The sequence below is a fragment of the Carboxylicivirga sp. M1479 genome (assembly GCF_007097485.1).
Classification (GTDB): domain Bacteria; phylum Bacteroidota; class Bacteroidia; order Bacteroidales; family Marinilabiliaceae; genus Carboxylicivirga.
Window position 1 is genome coordinate 1 of the sequence record NZ_VKDE01000017.1, and the last position, 19,888, is coordinate 19,888.

Genomic DNA, 19,888 nt, shown 5'->3' on the forward strand with positions numbered 1-19,888 from the left:
TTCCTGGCGTTGGCAAGGAAGGAGCGGCATATATTTTAGCGGAGATCGGCAATAATATGGATCAGTTTCCAAATGAGCAACATTTAGCTTCATGGGCGGGGATGTCTCCGGGAAGCAATGAATCGGCTGGTAAAAAAAAAGCACCCGAATAACACATGGAGATAAATATCTTAAGGTTTTGCTAGTGCAATGTGCATGGGCAGCAACGAGAACAAAAAACACCTATCTACGGAGTAAGTATGATAGTCTTGTAGGACGCAGAGGTAAGAAAAGAGCATTAGTAGCAATAGGACATAAGATCCTGGTAGCCGCCTACTACATCCTTCAAGACAAAGTAGCTTATAGGGAGTTAGGAGTAGAGTATTTACAAGAGATTAAAAAGGAAAAACAAATTAAAAGACATATTCAACTCTTAAAAGAAATGGGAGTTGAAATAGAGATTAAAAAAGAAGTTGCCTAAAGGTCGATTTTTACTGGAGGTTGAAATATCCATATTCAGATATGGAAACCCCGTATATGAAACTGAATTCAAACGCTAAGCACACAGGACTATTGCCTCGAGCATGAACATGAAAATTTAACTTCTTGGCGTTTACAACTTATTTTGAAACAAACTCTATGTCAGAGAATAACAAAATTATAAACACATGAAACGAGCCATGCGAATTGCTTCACACACAGGAGTATGATTAATTTTGGCGAGTTCCATGTGACAATAAAAAACAAAATATAATCACATGAAAATTGCTTTTATCGTACCCGGAACTGGTGATTCATTTTATTGCGGCAACTGTTTTCGTGATAATTTACAGGCCTCAGCACTTCGGAAGCAAGGGCACGATGTAATGGTTATTCCGCTTTATCTGCCGGTTAACAATAAGGCATTCAAAACTAATAGTCCTATTTTCTTTCCTGCTACATCATTCTATTTGGCTCAAAAATTCTTCCAACGAATAAAGATGCCCCTTTGGATAGAGCGAATGCTCAGCTCTGGTTCAATGCTTAAGATGGCAGCATCCTTGTCCGGTACTACATCTGGTGATGGAATGGAAGGTATGACTTTGGCGATGATTAATGGTGATGATAAGGTCTTTTTGGCGGAAGTAGAACGGTTAGTGTCATGGCTAAAAGAAGACGAGCAGCCGGATATCATACATCTATCCAGCACATTGTTAATAGGTATAGCCAAAGTATTAAAGGAAAAGCTGGATATTCCTGTTGTATGCTCTGTGCAGGATGAAGAGGTATGGCTTGATAGTATGAAAGAAAAATACGCCAATGATGCATGGCGTAGTATTGAGGTCAATCTTCAATATGTTGATAAGCTGATAACCACAAGTAATTTTTATAAGAATGTTCTTCAGCAAAGGCTTCCCAATAGTAAAGAACCCGAGGTTATCTATCCTGGCATTGATCAGACCGATTATAAGCAAGTGAATAGACCAACTGTTCCGGTGATAGGCTTCTTCTATCGTATGAACCATTTAAATGGTCTAGATATATTAGCCAAAGCCTTTTTGATATTAAAAGAGAAGAATAATATTCCGCAGCTAAAACTTAAAATAGGAGGGGGCTATACCAATGCCGATATTAAGTTCGTAAAGAAGCTAAAGAAGATGTTGGAACCCTACCAAAACGATGTTGAGTTTGTTGATGATTATGCGATGTCTGATCATGCTTCTTTTTATGATGCTGTTTCGCTTATTTCAGTTCCACTGACATTTGATGAGGGCGTGGGTTTATATTTGTGCGAAGCTTTCGCTGCTGGTATCCCTGCTGTAGTCCCTGATACAGGCTCTTTTTCTGAGATTGTAGATGGCGCAGGAGTGTTGTATCAACCTAACAATCATGAAAAGCTGGCAGCTGCGCTGGAGAGCTTATTAACCGACTCACAAGCATTTAATAATGCCCGCAAAAAAGCATTACAACATGCAAGGTATAAGTACAACGATATAGCTTTAGCTGATAAATTAGTTGATGTCTATCAATCTTGCCTAAGAAATTGGTAGAGAGGTGTTATACCATTTATTTCATTATATCAAGTGCTAATTTCATAATCAAAATGGTATTACCCCCTCGACTAAGCCAAAAGCAAACAATGCAAAAAAAATAACGTTTGTGTGCTTTTGGTTGTTTATCCTGTTAAATAGTGTGTTGGTGAATAAAATAGTGTTATTAGTCTAAAACCCCATAAAGACTGATAATTGTCAGTGTGTTGAGTGTGTGGTCTGCTTAGCTTCGTAATATTGTTTAACCAACAAAAGAATTATGCAAGAGAATAATTATGAATTAGAGCTAAGTAGCGAAGAAGAAACACAGGTAAATGATGCTGTAAAAGTGCTGGAAGCAGTGTTATTACCTAAGCTGGCCGTTTTAAGTGCCAATGAAAAGCAAGATATGCTAATAATGGGTGATAAGTCAGTGGCTTTTGTTGACAAGGCCGCTGAAGTAGCCCGACAAGAGCAGGGCTTGTTGCAGACATTTATTGATCAGGCAGCTTTTGATAAAGATGTTAAAGCCATTGATCAACTACGCTCGTTAAATTTTAAATTAACGCAACTAACAGCGGGTATTAATGATTCGTATGCCATTGCAGGTAGCGAGGCTTATCGCACTTCACTGATGATTTATAGCCTAATGAAGAACGCTGCTAAAATGAACCACCCGGGAGCCAAGGAGAAGGTATCTGAAATGGCAGCCCGCTTTCCACGTAAACGTAAAAAGAAAGAGGAGGAAGTATAGTAGATCATTCAACAAGGGTGCCACATCGGTGCCCTTCCTTGTAATATCTCGTTCACACATTGATTGCTCTGTCGTGTTTACTTCATCATCCATAGCGATCAAATTTTCATCTACTTTCTTAATTTTTACATCTCCCACGTAAAAAAAATCATCAGCCTCCTGGCTTGTAACATCGGTTTTACTCATTTAAAGATCAATAAACATGTCTAAAGGCATATGAACCTGGCTTGTGGCACCTGCCTGTCGATGTGTTTTTGTAGCCAGTTGATGTCATTAAACACCATTATTGATGAAAAAAAGCAGCAAGTTCTACTTAAAACCCAGAAAACCGACCTCTAATAGTAGACATTTTGATGTGCTCAATCATAATAACCGATGTTAGAGAGCACGTGTTTGATGTTTGTTAGGAGGATAGGGATGGCTAGCATATAAGTCATGATGTATGGTGAGGGGAGACTTTGCTGTATTAAATATTAGACGAATTAGTTAAAATGAAAACCATTGCCCAACGCACTAAATACAACTATATAAATATGCTTGAAGAGATTGGACTTTCTCCAGAGCATTTAGTTCTTGATACTGTAGAGATAGAAAAAAGCGAAGAATTTAAATAGTATCATCAATTGTTAAGTTAATTATCAAATGAAAAAAAATGCTTTAGTTTTTTTAATACAGAAACAAAGTTGTGCAACAAGTGCAGTGAAATTATGAAGCACATAGATTTTTCGATTTACCAAATGATGTTTAACCCTCAATAATAGAAAAAGAAGGTTGGGAAGAATCAGACAGTATAGCACATGTTATGGAGTTGAAGAGTATTTTTATTACAGTCAGTTGTTTGGTAGTGTGTTGAAAAATAATGATTAACAATGTGACTCCCTTGTTAATACTAGTAAGGCAACTTTTGTATTAAATAGTTTTTATTAGTAGGTGCTAAGGTGGGGAAATGCTCTGTTTATGAAATTTTTTTTATAGTAATAAAATATAAAGTGTAATAATAATAATACTTTTATAAGTATGTTTAATTAGTCTTGTTTGACTTTTAATCCTTTAATCTAATTAAATGGTACATGACAAAATCACAAATTAACAAACTAGGGAAAGAATTAAGAAAAATACTTAAAGAAGATAAACGCCCAACAATTGAACTATTAGACAAACTTCAAAAATACAGAACATCGTTTAAGGATGATTTATCATCAATGTTTGAGGATTTGAGGGTGATTTCTAAACAGAGTAATAAGAGCAATATCATTTCTTTTAGAATTAAGCGTATTGAATCAATTTTATCCAAAATAAAACGACAGCCAACCATGTCTTTAGGTAATATGGGCGATTTAGCCGGTTGTCGAATTTTAGTTTATAATGAAAGTGCGATAAAAAATCTCGTTAAATTAATTAGTATACGTTTTAACGTTAAGCACTCTAACGATTATCTAAAAGAGAGTAAGGAAGATGGTTACAGAGGCTATCATATATATATTGAAAGTCCTATGAATGCCTCTAAATTAATAGAAGTACAAATACGTACAGTCAGGAGTCACAAATGGGCTTCTATGGTGGAGATAATCGATATTTTATATAATTTAAAAATCAAGGAGGGAGAAAAACACGAAGATTTTGAGCATGTGCTACTACTGCTTTCACGAATAGATAAATTAACTATTGAAGAGAAAAAAGAGGTAATTGAATTAGATGAGAAATATAAAATACATTCTAAGTTTAATGAGGTCTTCATAAAAAACCATCGAAACATTAGAGATGAATGGTTTTATCATATTGGTAAGAATAATAACTTTTTCATTATCGAAGTAGATTCTAATAAATCCTCTAGTATTTCATCATATTGCTCGTACGAAAATGCTGAATCAATCTATTTCGAAAAATTTAAGCAAAATGAACAATCAAACTTTGTTCTAACTCATATTGAAAAGCCAAATTTTAAACGTGTTTGTATTGCTTATGCTAGTTATGTTTTAATAAATCACGATTATTTAAAAGATTGGTATAAAATTGCTAAAGATGTCATAAATCACTCACTAATCACTAATCACTAATCAAAAAAATGAAGCTTTAAGGTATCATAAACTTGTTTACGAAAACCTTAATGAACAATTGGCAGTTGTGCACAGCGAAATAGATGAAATTACCTTGTATAAAGAAGAGGAGAATAATAATATCGATGGTTATGAGGAATGGCTAGATGAAATCAAGGAGAAAGTAAGTACTGTAAGAAAAATTGTAATTGATCATGCTCCCAACGAAAAGATAAAAAACAAATTAATTAAAATAATGAGTAACTAAACAGAGTATTTGACACCAATATTGACCCCTTAAAAACACAAAACCCAGTAAATCAATGATTTACTGGGTTTTTAGTGATCCCGGCAGGAATATCTTCTGAGGTGATAGTGTCCTAACATACAATGTATTGGCTTGTGATTATATTCAGTGTTACACCGAATATTACACTTATTAAATGATGCTATTTATTATCCTTTGATGCTATACAATATACATAAATTTTTTCGAATGACATTTTATTAAAGAGTAAAAATTGTCGTCTGTAGTATTACATCAACAAAAAATAGTTATCACATTTTCATTACTCATAAGCAAAGCTCTTAACGGGCTCAACACATGCAAAAGTGTTCGGCATAAACCTTATTTAAATGATGCGCATTTGTGTGGTCTGATTAGTAAAACCAATGCTTGTTTTTCTATTGAGATTATCTTAGAAGTTTTTTTTTGAGCTTATTAAAACAAGCATCCATTTTACATATCCAAATGTAATGCCCATCAATTTAAATTAAAGGTTATTCCGCTTCCTTTTGCATATAGTTTTTCCCTTCTAAGAAAAGTGGCTTAAGCAAATAAAAATGCCCCATATAATTATGAATGCAAGAGTAGTGTTTTATTCTATAAACCTCGATGTTAAAAGATTGCTGAATTCCTCTTACGAAGTAGATGCAAGATGTGTTTTTGTAATACAAAAACGAGTTTCCTTGCCCTACGGGGTATGAAGTAAAAATGATAAAATCCATATAGAAGACAGCAACATGTAACGAACAATATGAAAAATTCTACAACACTCTATAGTATAGGATTTGTTTTTACATTTCAATGAGCGGAGAGAGAGGGAACTGAAAATTTGCTTTAAGTACCCTATTCTCAATATTTTACGAATTCAATTTTTAAAGTCCTCTGTAAGTCCACCAAAAAAGGCTAAAAAATGCCCGTTTCAAATGCGTTTTAATGAACTCATTTGACAATAAATATAGCAAAAAGGAATCGAACCTAAAAATGGGTTAATGTCAAGTATATTGTGAGATAAAATCGAAGTCGATTGTGAATAGTAATCTGTTCATGAAATTTATTACAGGTAGTGGTTTTGTAGATAAGTACTATGTTATCACTTCTATTTAGAAATGAAGCTTTCTTTCATTTTTGAAGTATAGTGTTTAATCTGGAAAAAATGTCAGTTAAAGTGGTCATAATGACACTGGTACGTTATTGATTTATGTCAAAATGACTCTTGGATAAACACTGCTTTTTATTCCACAAAATCTATTTATTTGAAAATCAATAAAAAATAAATCTTACAGAATAACGCCATTGAAATTGGCATTTAGTTTGAAATAGCAAAGGTGTAATTATAAAAATTTGTTGAACTAAAATTTTTGGAGGATAAAGTTATGACACTTGCAAAATTATCAAACAACTGGTTTCCATCAGCACCTTCAATCTTCGATAGATTTTTCGATGGCGAATTGATGGATTGGAATAGAACTAACTATTCAAGCACAGACACTACCTTACCAGCAGTTAATGTTAAAGAAAACGACAATGAGTTTTTAATCGATGTTGCTGCACCAGGTTTAACCAAAGAAGATTTCAAAGTAAACTATGACAATGGTCGTTTGACTATTTCATCAGAAAAGAAAAGTGAAGTAGAAGAAAAAGATGGTGAAAAAGTAACTCGTCGTGAATTCAGCTACCAGTCTTTCCAACGCTCATTTACAGTTTCTGAAAATGTAATTGATGCTGAGAAAATTGGCGCAAATTATGAAAATGGTATTCTTCACCTTACACTTCCCAAACGCGAAGAGGTTAAACCAAAACCTGCAAAACAAATCGAAATTATGTAATTGACTATGGGCAGTTTTTACTGCCCTTATTTTCGAATTCTTTAAATATCTTGTTATGAAAAGGATAGTTTTATCACTATTTATTCTGGCAACGGTATTTGCCGGATGTGAAAAAGTAGAAAATAAAGTGGAAGGACTAAATGTTGATTCAGTAAAAAAGAGTGAATCTTCAGAAAAGATAGTTGAAACCAATGAAATTACTCAAGTTCCAATAGCTCCTAATATTGATTCTGTTTATATGTACCCATTTTTCAACTCAAAAGTCGATTCAACTTTTAATCTATTTACTCCATTTCAATATTGGCATAACATTCCAGTCTTACAGCCTGATTCATCAAAATTAGGAAATAACGATGGAGAATAGAATTAAGAGCTGGATAGTAAGTTGCATCCCTTGATATTAATTTAAAAAGTAATTATCATGAAAACTATAATATGTACAAACGCAATACCTTGGTTCAGCCCATTATTTGAGTTTAGTTTATTGGAACCAATACTTGAATATAGTCGTCAGCAAACAGAAAGTATATCGGAAACTCCATTTGCTTATAACTATAGTTATACATTGCCAGGTTTTAGAAAAAAAGACTTAGCCATAAGTTTGCAAAACAATGTATTAACCATTGAAGGGACAAATAAAAATAAAGGCTCATGGTGGAATAGTAATACTGACAATAGTATAGAAAAGCACTTTGTTAAAAATATAAGATTATCAAGTGATATGAATCTTGATAATATCAATGCTTCATTCCAAAAAGGTGTTCTAAAAGTAGAGATTCCAAAAAAGGAAGAATACGTAAGCTATAGGGAAATTCCGGTATTTGACGATTCAAGTAATGCTAAAGCTTTGGAAGAAAAAAACAATAAACCAAAAAATATAATTAACGAGATAAAGCTTCGCATTAACAACTTATTCAAGAATACAGCATAAGAAGAAGCAAATTGTTTAAATGGATAAATCTTGATTTAATGGAAGTTTTAAATAAAGAAACGTTCAGGTGTAATCACCAATTAAGAAATAACCATGCTTACATTTCAACAGAAAAATGTAACAATCAGAATGTAGAATTTAAATATGAGGAAAAGCAAGGGCGGAGTTTTGTTTTTATAAGTTCGGCTTTGCTAAAGGAGAATAATTATAGGTTAAATATAAAGGGGGCTTGTTTATCTCTAATCATCTATGAGAGAAGAGAGATTGTAAAACCCAGGTACTTCAGGTTACTTGATAAAACGATTAATGAAAAATCAACTTACGACAGGCTTAAAAGCTTTAAGTATAAGTTGCCACAGGATAATTATATAATTAGTAATGTTTCATGGGATAAAGAAATGAAGAGACTTGAAGTGGTTTTACAAACGGATGAAGTTAATGAGCGGAATTGTAGTCGCATAAAGGATTGTGATGCACTTTAACATTTTCTTAACTGAGTTTAACCAGTCTTTAACCAAAACAATTTGTCATAGAAATTAATTTTGTATTAAACAATAAAATATAGCAACAATGAAAAGGTTTGGCTCATTGCTATTGGTGTCTGTTGTAAGCAGTGCCCTTACAATAGGTGCGTTTCTTTTTATAAATAGCAATAATAATAAAACAGTAAAGGTTGAACATCTATCGGGCACTCCAGTTGTAGGAACTACCTATACAGTTAATAAAAGTGGAGAGATAGTTCCGCTTGAATTTACTGAAGTAGCAAAAAAGGTAATGCCTGCGGTTGTTCATATCAAATCTACACAGGTTCAGAATGTCAAAAACTACAATTATCGTCATCAATCCGACCCGTTTAGGGATTTTTTTCAAGATGACATGTTTAAACGCTTTTTTGGTCCGGAATTTAAGTTTGAATCCCCTCAGCCACAACAAAGAGGTCCGCAAGCAAGAGTAGGTAGTGGTTCTGGTGTAATCATTAATACAGATGGTTATATTGTAACCAATAACCATGTTATTGCCAATGCTGACGATATTGAGGTTACTTTGGATGATAACCAGGTTTTTAAAGCTAAGGTAGTTGGAACTGACCCTTCTACTGACTTGGCTCTGTTGCAGATAAAAGAAAAGGGATTGCCTTATTTGCCATTAGTAAATTCAGATGAAGTAGAGGTTGGAGAATGGGTATTAGCTGTTGGGAATCCCTTCAATCTTAATTCAACAGTGACAGCAGGAATTGTAAGTGCCACCGGACGAAATATAAATATTTTAAGAGACCAAAGTGCGATTGAATCCTTCATTCAGACAGATGCAGCTATTAATCCGGGAAACAGCGGAGGAGCTTTGGTTAACCTTCAGGGTGGATTAATTGGAATTAACACTGCTATAGCAAGTCCAACAGGTGCTTATGCTGGATATGGCTTTGCTGTTCCTGCTAATATAGTTTCAAAAGTTATTGAAGACCTCCTTAAATATGGGATGGTTCAAAGAGGTTATTTGGGCTTGATGATTCGAAGCGTTGACGGGAATCTTGCAAAAGAAAAAGACCTTAAAGTCACAGAAGGAGTTTATGTGGATAGTATTGCCAGCCATAGTGCTGCCGGAGAGGCCGGGATTGAAGTTGGAGATGTTATACTTAAAGTAAATGATGTTGAAGTAGTGGCATCTGCTAAATTATTAGAAGTTATTGGTAGGCATCATCCCGGAGATAAAGTAGCATTAGTAGTAAACCGTTATGGAAAAGAGTTGGAATTTCTGGTAACACTCCGAAATCAGGAAGGAAAAACTAAGTTGTACGAAAAAGGTACCAACGAAATATTAGATGTATTAGGTATTGAATTGGAGGAGATAAACAAGTCAACAGCCAAAAAACTTAATATTGACGGAGGAATCAGAATAACTAAGTTGTTCACAGGTAAATTAAAACGACATACAGATGTAAAAGTTGGTTTTATCATTACTAAGGTGGATGGAAAGCTTTATAAAACAGTTGATGATTTAGTAGACTACCTGCAAGATAAAAAAGGCGGTGTTATGCTGGAAGGTGTTTACGAGGATTATCCTGGTAGCTATTATTACGCATTTGGATTATAAAAATATATAAATAAAAAACAGATTAATATCTTTTTTAAAACAGTAAATATTTTGTTGAATCTTTATTAAAGTATCGTTCTATGTTAGAATTATGTAAGACAGTATTGAATGGAGTTCATGAAGACAAAAGCCTCTTTAGAAAGGAATTGATTAAATCTATCTCCTGGCTCAATCAAGAAGAGCAGGAAAAATTTCAAAATTGGGTACGAGAACGTTTCAGTAATGAGCATGCAGATGTCATTGATGAAATATTAAATACTAAGTACCAATTTGCATCATAAAATTTTTGATTTGAAGCATGCATAGGTTTGTTCTGTGCATGCTTTTCATATATGTCTATGCTCTTTTCTGAGTATGGATGCTTTATTGTGTTTAATTATTTAATTACTAACAGTTTTAAGGAGGAACTTTTATGAAAAGTCTACATTCTTATTGTAAATTTTTAATTGTATCTATTTTATTTTTTAGTGTTCAGCAAAACATTTTTGCTAATGATGGTAAAACAGAAATTTTTACACCTTACACCAAGGTATCTGTATCACCCGGAAGTACAGTAAATTATTCACTGGATATCATCAATAATAACGAACAGACCATAAACGAAAACATAAACATTAGTAACATTCCTCGTTCGTGGAATTATACACTTACAGCTAGTGGAATGAATATTAATAAAGTAGCTGTATTAGGCAGTAAGAAACAAACTTTAAAACTTAAAATTGATGTTCCCTATCGTGTAAAAAAAGGTTATTATACCTTTTATGCAAAGCTTGGCAGTATAGCTTCATTGCCATTGACCATTAATGTAACTACAGCAGGCTCTAATGAATCAGAACTTACATGCGACCAGAAAAACATGGAAGGTACTTCAAAATCTAACTTTTCATTTAATGCCGTATTAAAGAATAAAACAGCTACTAAGCAACAGTACGCATTAATGGCATCTCCACCAAGGGGATGGAGTGTAATGATTAAGCCAAACCATAAACAGGCTACTTCAACAGAGGTGGATGCCAATGGCACAAAAAATATTAATTATACCATCAAAGCACCATCAAATGTAAAAGCCGGAACTTATAAGATTCCTGTAAAAGCGGTTTCAGGTTCCACTTCTGCAGAGATGGAATTAGAGGTTGTTATCACAGGTACTTACGAAATGGCTTTTTCAACTCCAACAGGATTGTTAAGTTCAAAAATCACAGCAGGAGATGATAAAAAGGTAGAGTTGGTAGTTAAGAATACAGGCTCTACAAAATTGGAGAATATAGAACTATCAGCATCTAAACCGAAAAATTGGGAGGTTTCATTCGATAACAAAAAAATAGAAAGCCTGGAACCGGGAAAAACATCGACGGTTTATGCAACGATAAAGGCCGACAAAAAAGCTATTCCGGGAGACTACGTGACCAAAATAACTGCCAAAACATCTGAAGCTAATCAAAATCTATCTTTCCGAATTATGGTCAAAACACCAATGCTTATGGGTTGGTTAGGAATTTTAATCATATTAGCTTCCATAGGAGGGATAGCATTCTTAATCAAGAAATTCGGAAGGAGGTAAGTATGGATAATCCAGTTATACAACTAAATGGTATTTCTAAAAAGTACGGAGACTTTACTGCTGTAAATGACCTGGACTTATCCATTAATAAAGGTGAGATTTTTGGATTGCTTGGGCCAAACGGTGCTGGAAAGTCAACTACAATACTCATGCTCATGGGGCTTACAGAGCCTAGTTCGGGAAGTGTAAGTGTATGTGGAATTAATTCTACCTCAAAACCTATTGCGGTTAAAAAGAAGGTAGGGTATTTACCAGAGGATGTAGGGTTTTATGATGATTTATCGGGTTTGGATAACCTTATATATACGGCCAGGCTGAATGGTTTTGATTATAGCACTGCCAAAGAAAAAGCCGGTGAACTGTTGGAGCGAGTTGGTCTTGGTAACGATAAAAACAAAAAAACAGGCAAGTATTCTAAAGGAATGCGCCAACGATTAGGTTTAGCTGATGTATTGATTAAAAATCCGGAAGTTATCATTCTAGATGAACCTACAACAGGCATAGACCCGAAAGGTGTAATAGAATTACTTAGCTTAATAAAAAAACTCAGCGTAGAGCAAAATATTACAGTACTATTTTCTTCTCATAACCTTCATCAGGTTCAGCAAGTTTGCGACCGTGTAGGAATATTTGTTAGTGGAAAGATATTGGCAGAAGGAAATATCAAAGAGTTATCGCAAAAGTTGTTTACACACGGTATGTACCTTATTGAACTTAGAATAGATAGCGGTGACAAATCTCCAATAGGTTCGGAAGAATTGGAAAAGCTATTAGCTCCAATAGAAGATATCCAGAAAGTATCAGCAGATAATGGACTTTTTCAAATTGAATGCTCTTCAGATATTTCTTCATCCATTGCTAAAAAAGTTATTGAGGCTGATTATAAACTTAATTTATTGAGTAAAAAAGAATATGGTCTTGATGCTATTTATAACCGTTATTTTGAAGGAGGATTAAGCGATGATTAGTATAGCTACAAAGCAAACGAATCCCTTTGGGGTAATTGTAAGTAAAGAAATTTCCGACACGGTAAAAAGTTGGAAATTTATTATCATGGTAGCATTGGTGTTGCTAACATGTATGGGGTCGCTTTATGCTGCCCTGGATGATTTTTCGGCTGCTATTAAAGGAGGAAGTGCCGATGATGATTTCTTCTTCCTGAAGCTTTATACACATTCAAATGGCACTTTGCCTTCGTTTCTGGTTTTTATCAGTTTCCTGGGCCCATTGTTAGGTATTAGCATGGGATTTGACAGCATAAATACCGAACAAAACAAAGGAACTTTAAGCAGATTATTGGCACAACCTATTTATAGGGACTATATATTAAATGCCAAGTTTTTAGCTGCCTTAACCATTCTAAGCTACCTTTTTATTGGGCTAAGTTTACAGGTACTTGGTTTTGGTCTTATATTTATAGGTATTCCTCCTACAACTGATGAATTGATGAGAATCATTATTTTCTCTATTGTAAACATCATATACGTTGGCTTTTGGCTGAATCTATCCATACTGTTTTCTGTAAAATTCAGGCAGGCTGCAACATCTGCTCTGGCAGGGATTTCCGTATGGCTTTTCTTTACTATTTTCTATAGTATGATTGTAAACCTTATTGCAAAAGGACTTGCGCCAGTAAGGTTTATCAGCGAAAATCAAATGGTCAGTTTTCAACGTTTTGTCCAAAACCTAATGCGTTTTAATCCCGGACAATTATTCAATGATGTTACAACAACTCTGTTGCGCCCTTCAGTTCGAAGTTTGGGTCCATTAACAACAGAACAAACCATTGGAGCTATACCAAATCCTCTGCCATTAGGTCAGAGTCTTATGTTGGTTTGGCCACAAGTTGTAGCACTTATTGGAGGTACGCTGATGTTCTTTGCCATTGCATACACCATATTTATGCGAAGAGAGATACGTTCCAGATAGCTATTTACGTGTATAAAACCAGATAATTAACTAATTATTTTCAATTTTTAATAAATCATTCTAAACAATGGACATCCATGTAAAGAATATTACCAAGACGTATGGTACACAAAAAGCCTTAGATGATTTGTCGTTTAAGGTGAAGACAGGTGAAATCCTGGGATTTCTTGGCCCTAATGGAGCTGGTAAAACCACAACAATGAAGGCAATCACCTGCTATACTACTCCCAATGGAGGAGATATTACTCTAGGAGGAAAATCTGTTCATGATGCACCCGATGAAGTAAAGAAAAACATCGGTTACTTGCCAGAGAATAACCCTTTGTACTTAGATATGACCATTATGGATTATCTCAATTTCATTGGCGAGTTGCAAGGAGTTAGCAAAAGCAATATTAAAGTGCAGGTTGAGAAAATGATTCGAATTTGTGGGTTAGACCTTGAAAAGCACAAAAAGGTTGGAGAGTTATCGAAGGGGTACAAACAGCGTGTTGGATTAGCACAAGCTTTAATACACGACCCTGAAGTGTTAATTCTTGACGAACCAACCACTGGTTTAGACCCCAACCAGATTATTGAAATACGAAAGCTCATAAAGGAAATAGGACGTGAAAAAACGGTTATTCTGAGTTCTCATATTTTGGCTGAAGTAGAAGCAACTTGTGACAGGGTTTTAATCATAAACAAAGGAAAAATTGTTGCCGATGGAACACCAGAATCGCTTCGAAAAGAAGCACAAGGAACAGAACTTCTGAAGGTTGGGATAAGCATTATGGATCGCAATGAAGCCTATAAAGCATTGAGCAATATTGATGAAGTTGCAATGGTTTCATTTGTTGATGATAATTCATGCATTTTTGAGGTTGAAAGCCATGTTGGTAAATCATCGATTGAAAGCATCTTTAAAATGTGCGTAAGTAAAGGTTGGTTTATAACTCAACTAACACCGATAGAAAAAAACCTGGAAGATGTATTCAGGGAGTTAACTCAAGGTCGTTAATGAATATTATCTCAAAACTTTAAAAAAATAAGATATTCTGATGAAACAAATATGGATAATCACAAAAAAGGAATTGAAAGGCTATTTTGATTCCCTGATGGCATATATACTCATTGTTGTTTTTCTGGGCTTGAGTGGTTTTTTCACCTGGCTTTATGGAAACAATGACGTATTCTACATTAATAGGGCTACCATGCAACCGTTTTTCGGCATTGCATACTGGACGCTTTTTATATTTATTCCGGCATTAACCATGAAGCAAATTGCCGAAGAGTTTAAAACGGGCACTATTGAGTTACTCTTAACTAAACCTGTTTCGGATTGGCAGGTAGTTTCAGGTAAATTTTTGGCAACTTTTCTGCTAATTGCAATTTCACTGGCTCTAACATTGCCATATTATATTTCTATTGCCAATATTGGGCCAATTGACCATGGCTCCGTTCTGACCGGATATTTAGGTTTACTTTTAATGAGTGCCGCATATATAAGTCTTGGTATTTTTGCTAGTAGTATAACATCTAACCAAATTGTGGCCTTTTTATTGGCTCTTATTATTGGAATTTTCTTTCAGATTCTATTTGGCATTATTTCAAGGGCATTTCCGGGGATGATTGGCGATACTTTATCATATCTCGATATGCAATATCATTATAGAAGTATTACACGAGGTGTAATTGACAGTAAAAACATCATCTATTTTGCCTCAATAATCCTTGGAGGGTTAATGGCATCTGAACTGTCTCTTGTTAAACGTAACATCAACTAAAAAGAAAATCATGAACGACAAGCTACGATTTAAATATTATATCGCATTGGCTTTAGGTGTTTTGGTCTTAATTAACGTTTTGGCTAATCGTTTTTTTGTTCGCCTTGACTTTACAGAAGACCAGCGATATACATTGAGTGAAACCACCAAAGATATTTTAAAAGATATTACAGAGCCAATAACAGTAACTGCTTATTTTTCTGAAGGTTTGCAACCTCAGTTCGACCAATTAAGAAATGATTTTAAAGATTTATTGGCAGAATATGCATCTCGAAGCAATCATCAACTAGTATTTGAATTTATTAATCCCAATGAAGATGCGCAGGAAGAACAGAAAGCTGTACAGGCGGGAATTCAGACAGTGATGATTGAAGCAAGAGAGAAAGACCAGGCTAGTACAAAAAAAGCCTATATGGGGGCTTTAGTGCAGATTGGCGAAAACTCTGAAACAATACCATTTATTCAGCCTGGTGCACAAATGGAATATGCATTAACAACAGCCATTAAAAAGATGACAATTCCGGATAAGGATGCAATTGGCTTTATTGTTGGTCATGGAGAGCCAACACTAAATGAACAAATACAGGTAATTCAAGGATTGGAAGTTCTATATGTGCCGGAAGAAGTCGCATTATCAGATAGTGTAAATCTCAGCAAGTATAAAACACTGGCCTGGATAAACCCTCAGGATTCAATTCCTAAAGAGCATTTTACTTACGTAGAGGATTTTTTAAATCAGGGAGGAAACTTACTTGTATCTTTTAATAAGGTTGATGCTCAATTAAATCAAGGAATGGGCTTTGCTAAATATACAGGAATGGGTAATTGGCTGCAAAAACAAGGACTTACCGTTAATGAGGATTTTGTTGTGGATGCCAATTGTGGTTCTGTAAATGTTCAACAACGCCAAGGTATTTTTACGGTTAATCGTCCGATTAACTTTCCTTATTTACCAATTTTATCCAATTTCGCCGACCATCCTATCACACAAGGGTTAGGAACAATGATTATGCAATTTGGTAGTTCGTTAACCTTTAGTGGGGATTCATTAAGCACTTTTACGCCATTGGTCTTTACCTCGGATAAATCAGGAAAACAACCAGCTCCAGTTTATTTTAATATTGAAAAACAATGGCAGGAAAGGGACTTTACAGCTTCAAAACTTACAGTTTCAGGACTTATGGAAAAAGACAATCATAAATTAGTAGTAATCACAGATGGTGATTTGGCCATTAATGGTTCCGGGCAGGAGGTACGCCAGGTTCAACCTGATAATGCCAATTTTCTTGTGAATGCTATTGATTATATGAGCGATGATACCGGACTTATTCAATTAAGGAGTAAGCAGGTAAAGATGCGACCATTAGACCAGTTAGACGATGGGGATAAGAACTTGTTGAAAATTCTAAACTTTACTCTACCAATCCTTATCATTCTGGGTATTGGTATTTATCGTTATCAAAGAAGAAAATTTACCCGCTTAAAAATTAAAGGAGAAAGCTATGTTTAGAAAATTGAATATAAAAACGTTGAGCTGGGTATTTTTAGGCCTGCTCATATTAACTGTTGGTATAAAGGTATTGGATAACAGAAGAGGTGTTAATACACTCAAGACTGAACTATTTAATATTGAAGAAAATGTAATTACATCTGTAATTGTAAAACCCAAAATGCTCAATGGCAAGAGTATAGAACTTAAAAAGAATAATGAGGATTGGAGAGTTGTATCTGACGGAAAGTCATATAATGGTGATGCAGTAACAATAGAACAATTAATCAATCAATTAAATGGACTAAAGCCTATTAGGCTTGCTTCTCAAACAAAAGATGGATGGGATAAATTTGAATTGACAGATTCACTTTCTACAGAAGTGCAGTTTATGGGAGCTAAAGGGGAATTAGCAAAAATATACATCGGAAAGTTTTCGTATTCCCAACCCAAAACAAACCCTATGATGCAACAAAACCCTTATATGCGTCCGCAAGGCACCATGACATCTTACGTGCGATATAATGACGAAAAAGAGGTTTATGCAGTTGAGGGGTTCTTGGGTAGTTCTGCCAATAGAAATGTAGATGCGTTTAGGGATAAAACCCTATTAAAAACAAATAAAACCAATATTAACAAAATTGAGTTTAGTTATCCTGCTGACAGTTCGTTTACCATGGTTAAAAACGAAGGGGTCTGGATGAGTAATGGTATACAGCTTGATTCTGCATCTGTAGCCAATTATTTATCCGGAATTACTTCGTTGAAAGGTAACAGCTTTACAGGTGGCAACAGAACCTCATTTACTCATAAAACGAAAATCTTTTCAGATAATGGGGAGCAAGTAGAGGTGAATGCAGTGATTGAGAATGAAGAAGCTATATTGACAACTACTCAAAACCAAGGAACTGTTTTTAAAGAAGCCCTAAGTTCAAATTTCAATAAATTGTTTATTTCAAAAAAGGAGCTGTTGAAATAAACAGCTTTGTATTAGAGAAAACCCCTAGTTGCCTAACGGATAACTAGGGGCACAATAAAAACTAACTTTATCACTAGTGACCGAGTAAACTTTTAAAAGAGGGTACTCCCTTAAGGTTTCCCCTCAAAGTTGTAAATTGATTTTGCACAAACATTTTACAACATGAGTAAAAATAATGAAATAAATTTTGTCGGTCAGCCGATATTCAAACAGATAATAGATTTGCTTAAAGTCGTAGACATATCATCGCTCATTAAGCTTCACAATAGTGACCATTACTACAAAGCTTTTAAGACTAGAACCCATATTATCACCATGTTATTTGGGATTTTTAGCCGTTGTGATTCTATGACTGAAATCTTTGAAGGACTGCGGGCCTTAGGCGGAAAGTTAAACCATTTGGGTCTTGATAAGGCACCTGCCAAGAGTACGGCAGGAGATGGATTACGTAATCGGGACAATCAATTTTTTGAATCATTATATTTCGAATTGGTTAAGAAATACCAACCATTTTTGTCGGACAGCCGAACTTATGGCCTGACCTTCAAAGAGGTGCTTTTGATTGATTCTACAACTATTCGTTTATTCAGTGATGTACTTAAAGGTGTTGGTCGCAATCCTAAAGGAGATGGCAAAAAGAAAGGCGGATTAAAAGTACATATGCTTATTGATGCCGTGCAATCAGTCGGTAGGTTTGTAAAAGTTACAGCAGCTAAGGTGCATGACAAAAACTTTCTCAAGAGCTTAGAACTAATATCGCACAGTATGATAGTTTTCGATAAAGCTTACAACTATTATCATCAGTTTGCTTTATGGACTAACCAACAGGTGTACTTTGTCACTCGCTTAAAGAAAAATGCTGTTTTCACAGTGGTAGAAACACATAAAACAGGTTATCGAAAGAAAGGCATTGCCAAGGTTCTAAAGGATCAGACCATAGAATTAGAATACTATCCGGAGAATGAGGATGGCGGCACCAAAAAAGGCTAAAAAATGCCCGTTTCAAATGCGTTTTAATGAACTCATTTCCCTCCAAAAGTAGCAAAAAGGAACCGAACCTAAAAATGGATTTTTTGTCAAGTATTTTGATCAGAAAACTCGACGTATATATATGCGGCTATAAGAGTGGATTTGGCATTAAAAAAGCAGTTGGCTCAAATAAAGAAACAACTGCTTTTAATTATTTTATATGAGTAACTCTACAAACCTTGTTGCATCAATTTTTGCGAAATTTCAGTTTTTTTATGGTTATCAATGGCATCACAAATCTTAACGTAGTGCGACATTATATCCAAATTATTCAGGCACATCTTAATCAACCTACCACTAGCCAAAGATGTCACACCCTCATTCTCAATATTAGATATAGTATTTTTACTAAATCCTAATACTACACTTAATGTTGATGCAGCAATATGGTACTTCGTTCTAAAATTAATTATTTCATCAGGAGCAGCAGCTCCTTTAGCAACTAGGTAAGCACTTTTCAAAGCTTTTAAGTTACGAGTTGCTTGATTCTTAGTATAGTGCTTAACTTGTTTTTCTCTATTAATCATGCCCGTATTTTCATCTACTTCATAATCTAAGTAGTATGCTTCTACGTATGATAATTCCAAGCCTTTGTAATTCTTTTTTACAGTCTCATGTAATTCTTCAGTAGGCTTATTTTTTCTTGTTAAAACTTTTTTAGCATTCATAGTTTCTAACTTTTAAATGGCTGATTCATCGGAAAATCAGGAATATGATTAGAAAAAACTAGTATTTGTAAACCGTCCTCTTCAAGTCCGTATTTTAAATATATCTCAACATTATCTTTACCAACAAAAGCACGAAAGGCACATACGTTAAAATCAGCTTTACCAGAAGGATCTATGCCTCTATAATAGTTCTCTGGAGTAAGATTCAATATGGTATGTTCTATGTCTTCAACGGTAATATCATATTCAAGCATTAAGTCTTCCAATTCTGAATTAGCCTTTGCTGTAAAAGTAATATCAACCCCATTGGATATCCTTTCTCTTGTTTCATTTATGAACTCTTGTACAAGTTCAATATTATCAACCGTATTCGGTAGTTCTATCATATTGTAAATCTTTAATACAAAGATACTAAATCTTTTTTAATATTCCCAACCATTGGGAATTCACTGTGTTTGTTCACGAAAATACTAACATGTTGATATGTTTTTTGATCAAATAACTTGATATTTTTTAAGTGAAATATCAAATGTTAAATAGTCGTATTGTTAGTTA

23 protein-coding genes are annotated in these 19,888 nt (G+C 34.5%); 21 read left to right on the plus strand and 2 right to left on the minus strand.

The genetic code is table 11. The annotated features are described in order from the left end of the window. The 21 genes from FNN09_RS21575 to FNN09_RS11645 form a co-directional block, all read left to right on the plus strand. Positions 1–152 (plus strand): transposase (locus tag FNN09_RS21575; RefSeq protein ID WP_143302518.1); only part of this gene is annotated, 152 nt, incomplete at its 5' end. A 26-nt stretch (positions 153–178) separates the two neighbouring features. Beyond that, positions 179–460 carry a hypothetical protein gene (locus FNN09_RS11555; RefSeq protein WP_143302519.1) on the plus strand — a complete coding sequence of 94 codons (282 nt, stop codon included), beginning with the start codon at positions 179–181 and terminating at the stop codon, positions 458–460. A 277-nt stretch (positions 461–737) separates the two neighbouring features. Beyond that, a complete protein-coding gene (locus FNN09_RS11560; protein ID WP_143302520.1) occupies positions 738–2,009 on the plus strand; it encodes a glycosyltransferase family 4 protein in 1,272 nt (423 codons plus the stop codon). Positions 2,010–2,268: 259 nt separating this feature from the next. Then, the gene (locus FNN09_RS11565) at positions 2,269–2,742 is read left to right on the plus strand and encodes a hypothetical protein (protein WP_143302521.1); all 474 of its coding nucleotides are present in this window, start codon (positions 2,269–2,271) and stop codon (positions 2,740–2,742) included. Positions 2,743–3,233: 491 nt separating this feature from the next. After that, on the plus strand, positions 3,234–3,356 hold the full coding sequence (locus tag FNN09_RS21465; protein WP_255434095.1) for a hypothetical protein: 123 nt from the start codon (positions 3,234–3,236) through the stop codon (positions 3,354–3,356). 456 nt (positions 3,357–3,812) lie between these two features. After that, positions 3,813–4,799, plus strand: coding sequence for a hypothetical protein (locus FNN09_RS11570; protein WP_143302522.1), 987 nt, complete (start codon positions 3,813–3,815; stop codon positions 4,797–4,799). Positions 4,800–4,866: 67 nt separating this feature from the next. Continuing rightward, positions 4,867–5,046 carry a hypothetical protein gene (locus FNN09_RS11575; RefSeq protein ID WP_143302523.1) on the plus strand — a complete coding sequence of 60 codons (180 nt, stop codon included), beginning with the start codon at positions 4,867–4,869 and terminating at the stop codon, positions 5,044–5,046. Between the two features lie 1,391 nt (positions 5,047–6,437). Further along, complete coding sequence (locus FNN09_RS11580) at positions 6,438–6,890, plus strand: Hsp20/alpha crystallin family protein (protein ID WP_143302595.1); 453 nt, start codon at positions 6,438–6,440, stop codon at positions 6,888–6,890. Between the two features lie 55 nt (positions 6,891–6,945). Continuing rightward, on the plus strand, positions 6,946–7,254 hold the full coding sequence (locus tag FNN09_RS11585; RefSeq protein ID WP_143302524.1) for a hypothetical protein: 309 nt from the start codon (positions 6,946–6,948) through the stop codon (positions 7,252–7,254). Positions 7,255–7,311: 57 nt separating this feature from the next. Next, a complete protein-coding gene (locus tag FNN09_RS11590) occupies positions 7,312–7,821 on the plus strand; it encodes an Hsp20/alpha crystallin family protein (RefSeq protein WP_143302525.1) in 510 nt (169 codons plus the stop codon). Between the two features lie 38 nt (positions 7,822–7,859). Continuing rightward, the gene (locus tag FNN09_RS11595; RefSeq protein ID WP_143302526.1) at positions 7,860–8,303 is read left to right on the plus strand and encodes a hypothetical protein; all 444 of its coding nucleotides are present in this window, start codon (positions 7,860–7,862) and stop codon (positions 8,301–8,303) included. An 88-nt stretch (positions 8,304–8,391) separates the two neighbouring features. Next, on the plus strand, positions 8,392–9,912 hold the full coding sequence (locus FNN09_RS11600) for a Do family serine endopeptidase (RefSeq protein WP_143302527.1): 1,521 nt from the start codon (positions 8,392–8,394) through the stop codon (positions 9,910–9,912). 80 nt (positions 9,913–9,992) lie between these two features. Next, a complete protein-coding gene (locus tag FNN09_RS11605; protein WP_143302528.1) occupies positions 9,993–10,193 on the plus strand; it encodes a hypothetical protein in 201 nt (66 codons plus the stop codon). Between the two features lie 131 nt (positions 10,194–10,324). Further along, the gene (locus FNN09_RS11610; RefSeq protein ID WP_143302529.1) at positions 10,325–11,473 is read left to right on the plus strand and encodes an NEW3 domain-containing protein; all 1,149 of its coding nucleotides are present in this window, start codon (positions 10,325–10,327) and stop codon (positions 11,471–11,473) included. A 2-nt stretch (positions 11,474–11,475) separates the two neighbouring features. After that, positions 11,476–12,441, plus strand: a complete 966-nt coding sequence (locus FNN09_RS11615) for an ABC transporter ATP-binding protein (RefSeq protein ID WP_143302530.1) — start codon at positions 11,476–11,478, stop codon at positions 12,439–12,441. Continuing rightward, a complete protein-coding gene (locus FNN09_RS11620; protein WP_143302531.1) occupies positions 12,434–13,402 on the plus strand; it encodes an ABC transporter permease in 969 nt (322 codons plus the stop codon). The genes FNN09_RS11615 and FNN09_RS11620 overlap by 8 nt, the downstream gene beginning before the upstream one ends. Positions 13,403–13,469: 67 nt before the next feature. Continuing rightward, complete coding sequence (locus tag FNN09_RS11625) at positions 13,470–14,402, plus strand: ATP-binding cassette domain-containing protein (RefSeq protein ID WP_143302532.1); 933 nt, start codon at positions 13,470–13,472, stop codon at positions 14,400–14,402. A 40-nt stretch (positions 14,403–14,442) separates the two neighbouring features. Beyond that, positions 14,443–15,168 (plus strand): ABC transporter permease subunit, encoded by a 726-nt coding sequence (locus FNN09_RS11630; RefSeq protein ID WP_143302533.1) that lies wholly within the window; start codon positions 14,443–14,445, stop codon positions 15,166–15,168. A gap of 10 nt (positions 15,169–15,178) precedes the next feature. Then, positions 15,179–16,678 (plus strand): GldG family protein, encoded by a 1,500-nt coding sequence (locus FNN09_RS11635; RefSeq protein WP_143302534.1) that lies wholly within the window; start codon positions 15,179–15,181, stop codon positions 16,676–16,678. Next, a complete protein-coding gene (locus FNN09_RS11640) occupies positions 16,671–17,636 on the plus strand; it encodes a DUF4340 domain-containing protein (protein ID WP_143302535.1) in 966 nt (321 codons plus the stop codon). Before FNN09_RS11635 ends, FNN09_RS11640 begins: the two co-directional genes overlap by 8 nt. A 162-nt stretch (positions 17,637–17,798) precedes the next feature. Then, positions 17,799–18,626: a DUF4372 domain-containing protein gene (locus FNN09_RS11645; RefSeq protein ID WP_143302536.1), complete on the plus strand. Its 828-nt coding sequence runs from the start codon at positions 17,799–17,801 to the stop codon at positions 18,624–18,626. A gap of 209 nt (positions 18,627–18,835) precedes the next feature. On the opposite strand, the gene FNN09_RS11650 is transcribed toward FNN09_RS11645, so the two are convergent. Further along, complete coding sequence (locus FNN09_RS11650; protein ID WP_143302537.1) at positions 18,836–19,333, minus strand: transcriptional regulator; 498 nt, start codon at positions 19,331–19,333, stop codon at positions 18,836–18,838. Positions 19,334–19,338: 5 nt separating this feature from the next. Further along, complete coding sequence (locus FNN09_RS11655) at positions 19,339–19,719, minus strand: hypothetical protein (RefSeq protein WP_143302538.1); 381 nt, start codon at positions 19,717–19,719, stop codon at positions 19,339–19,341. Positions 19,720–19,888 lie beyond the last annotated feature (169 nt).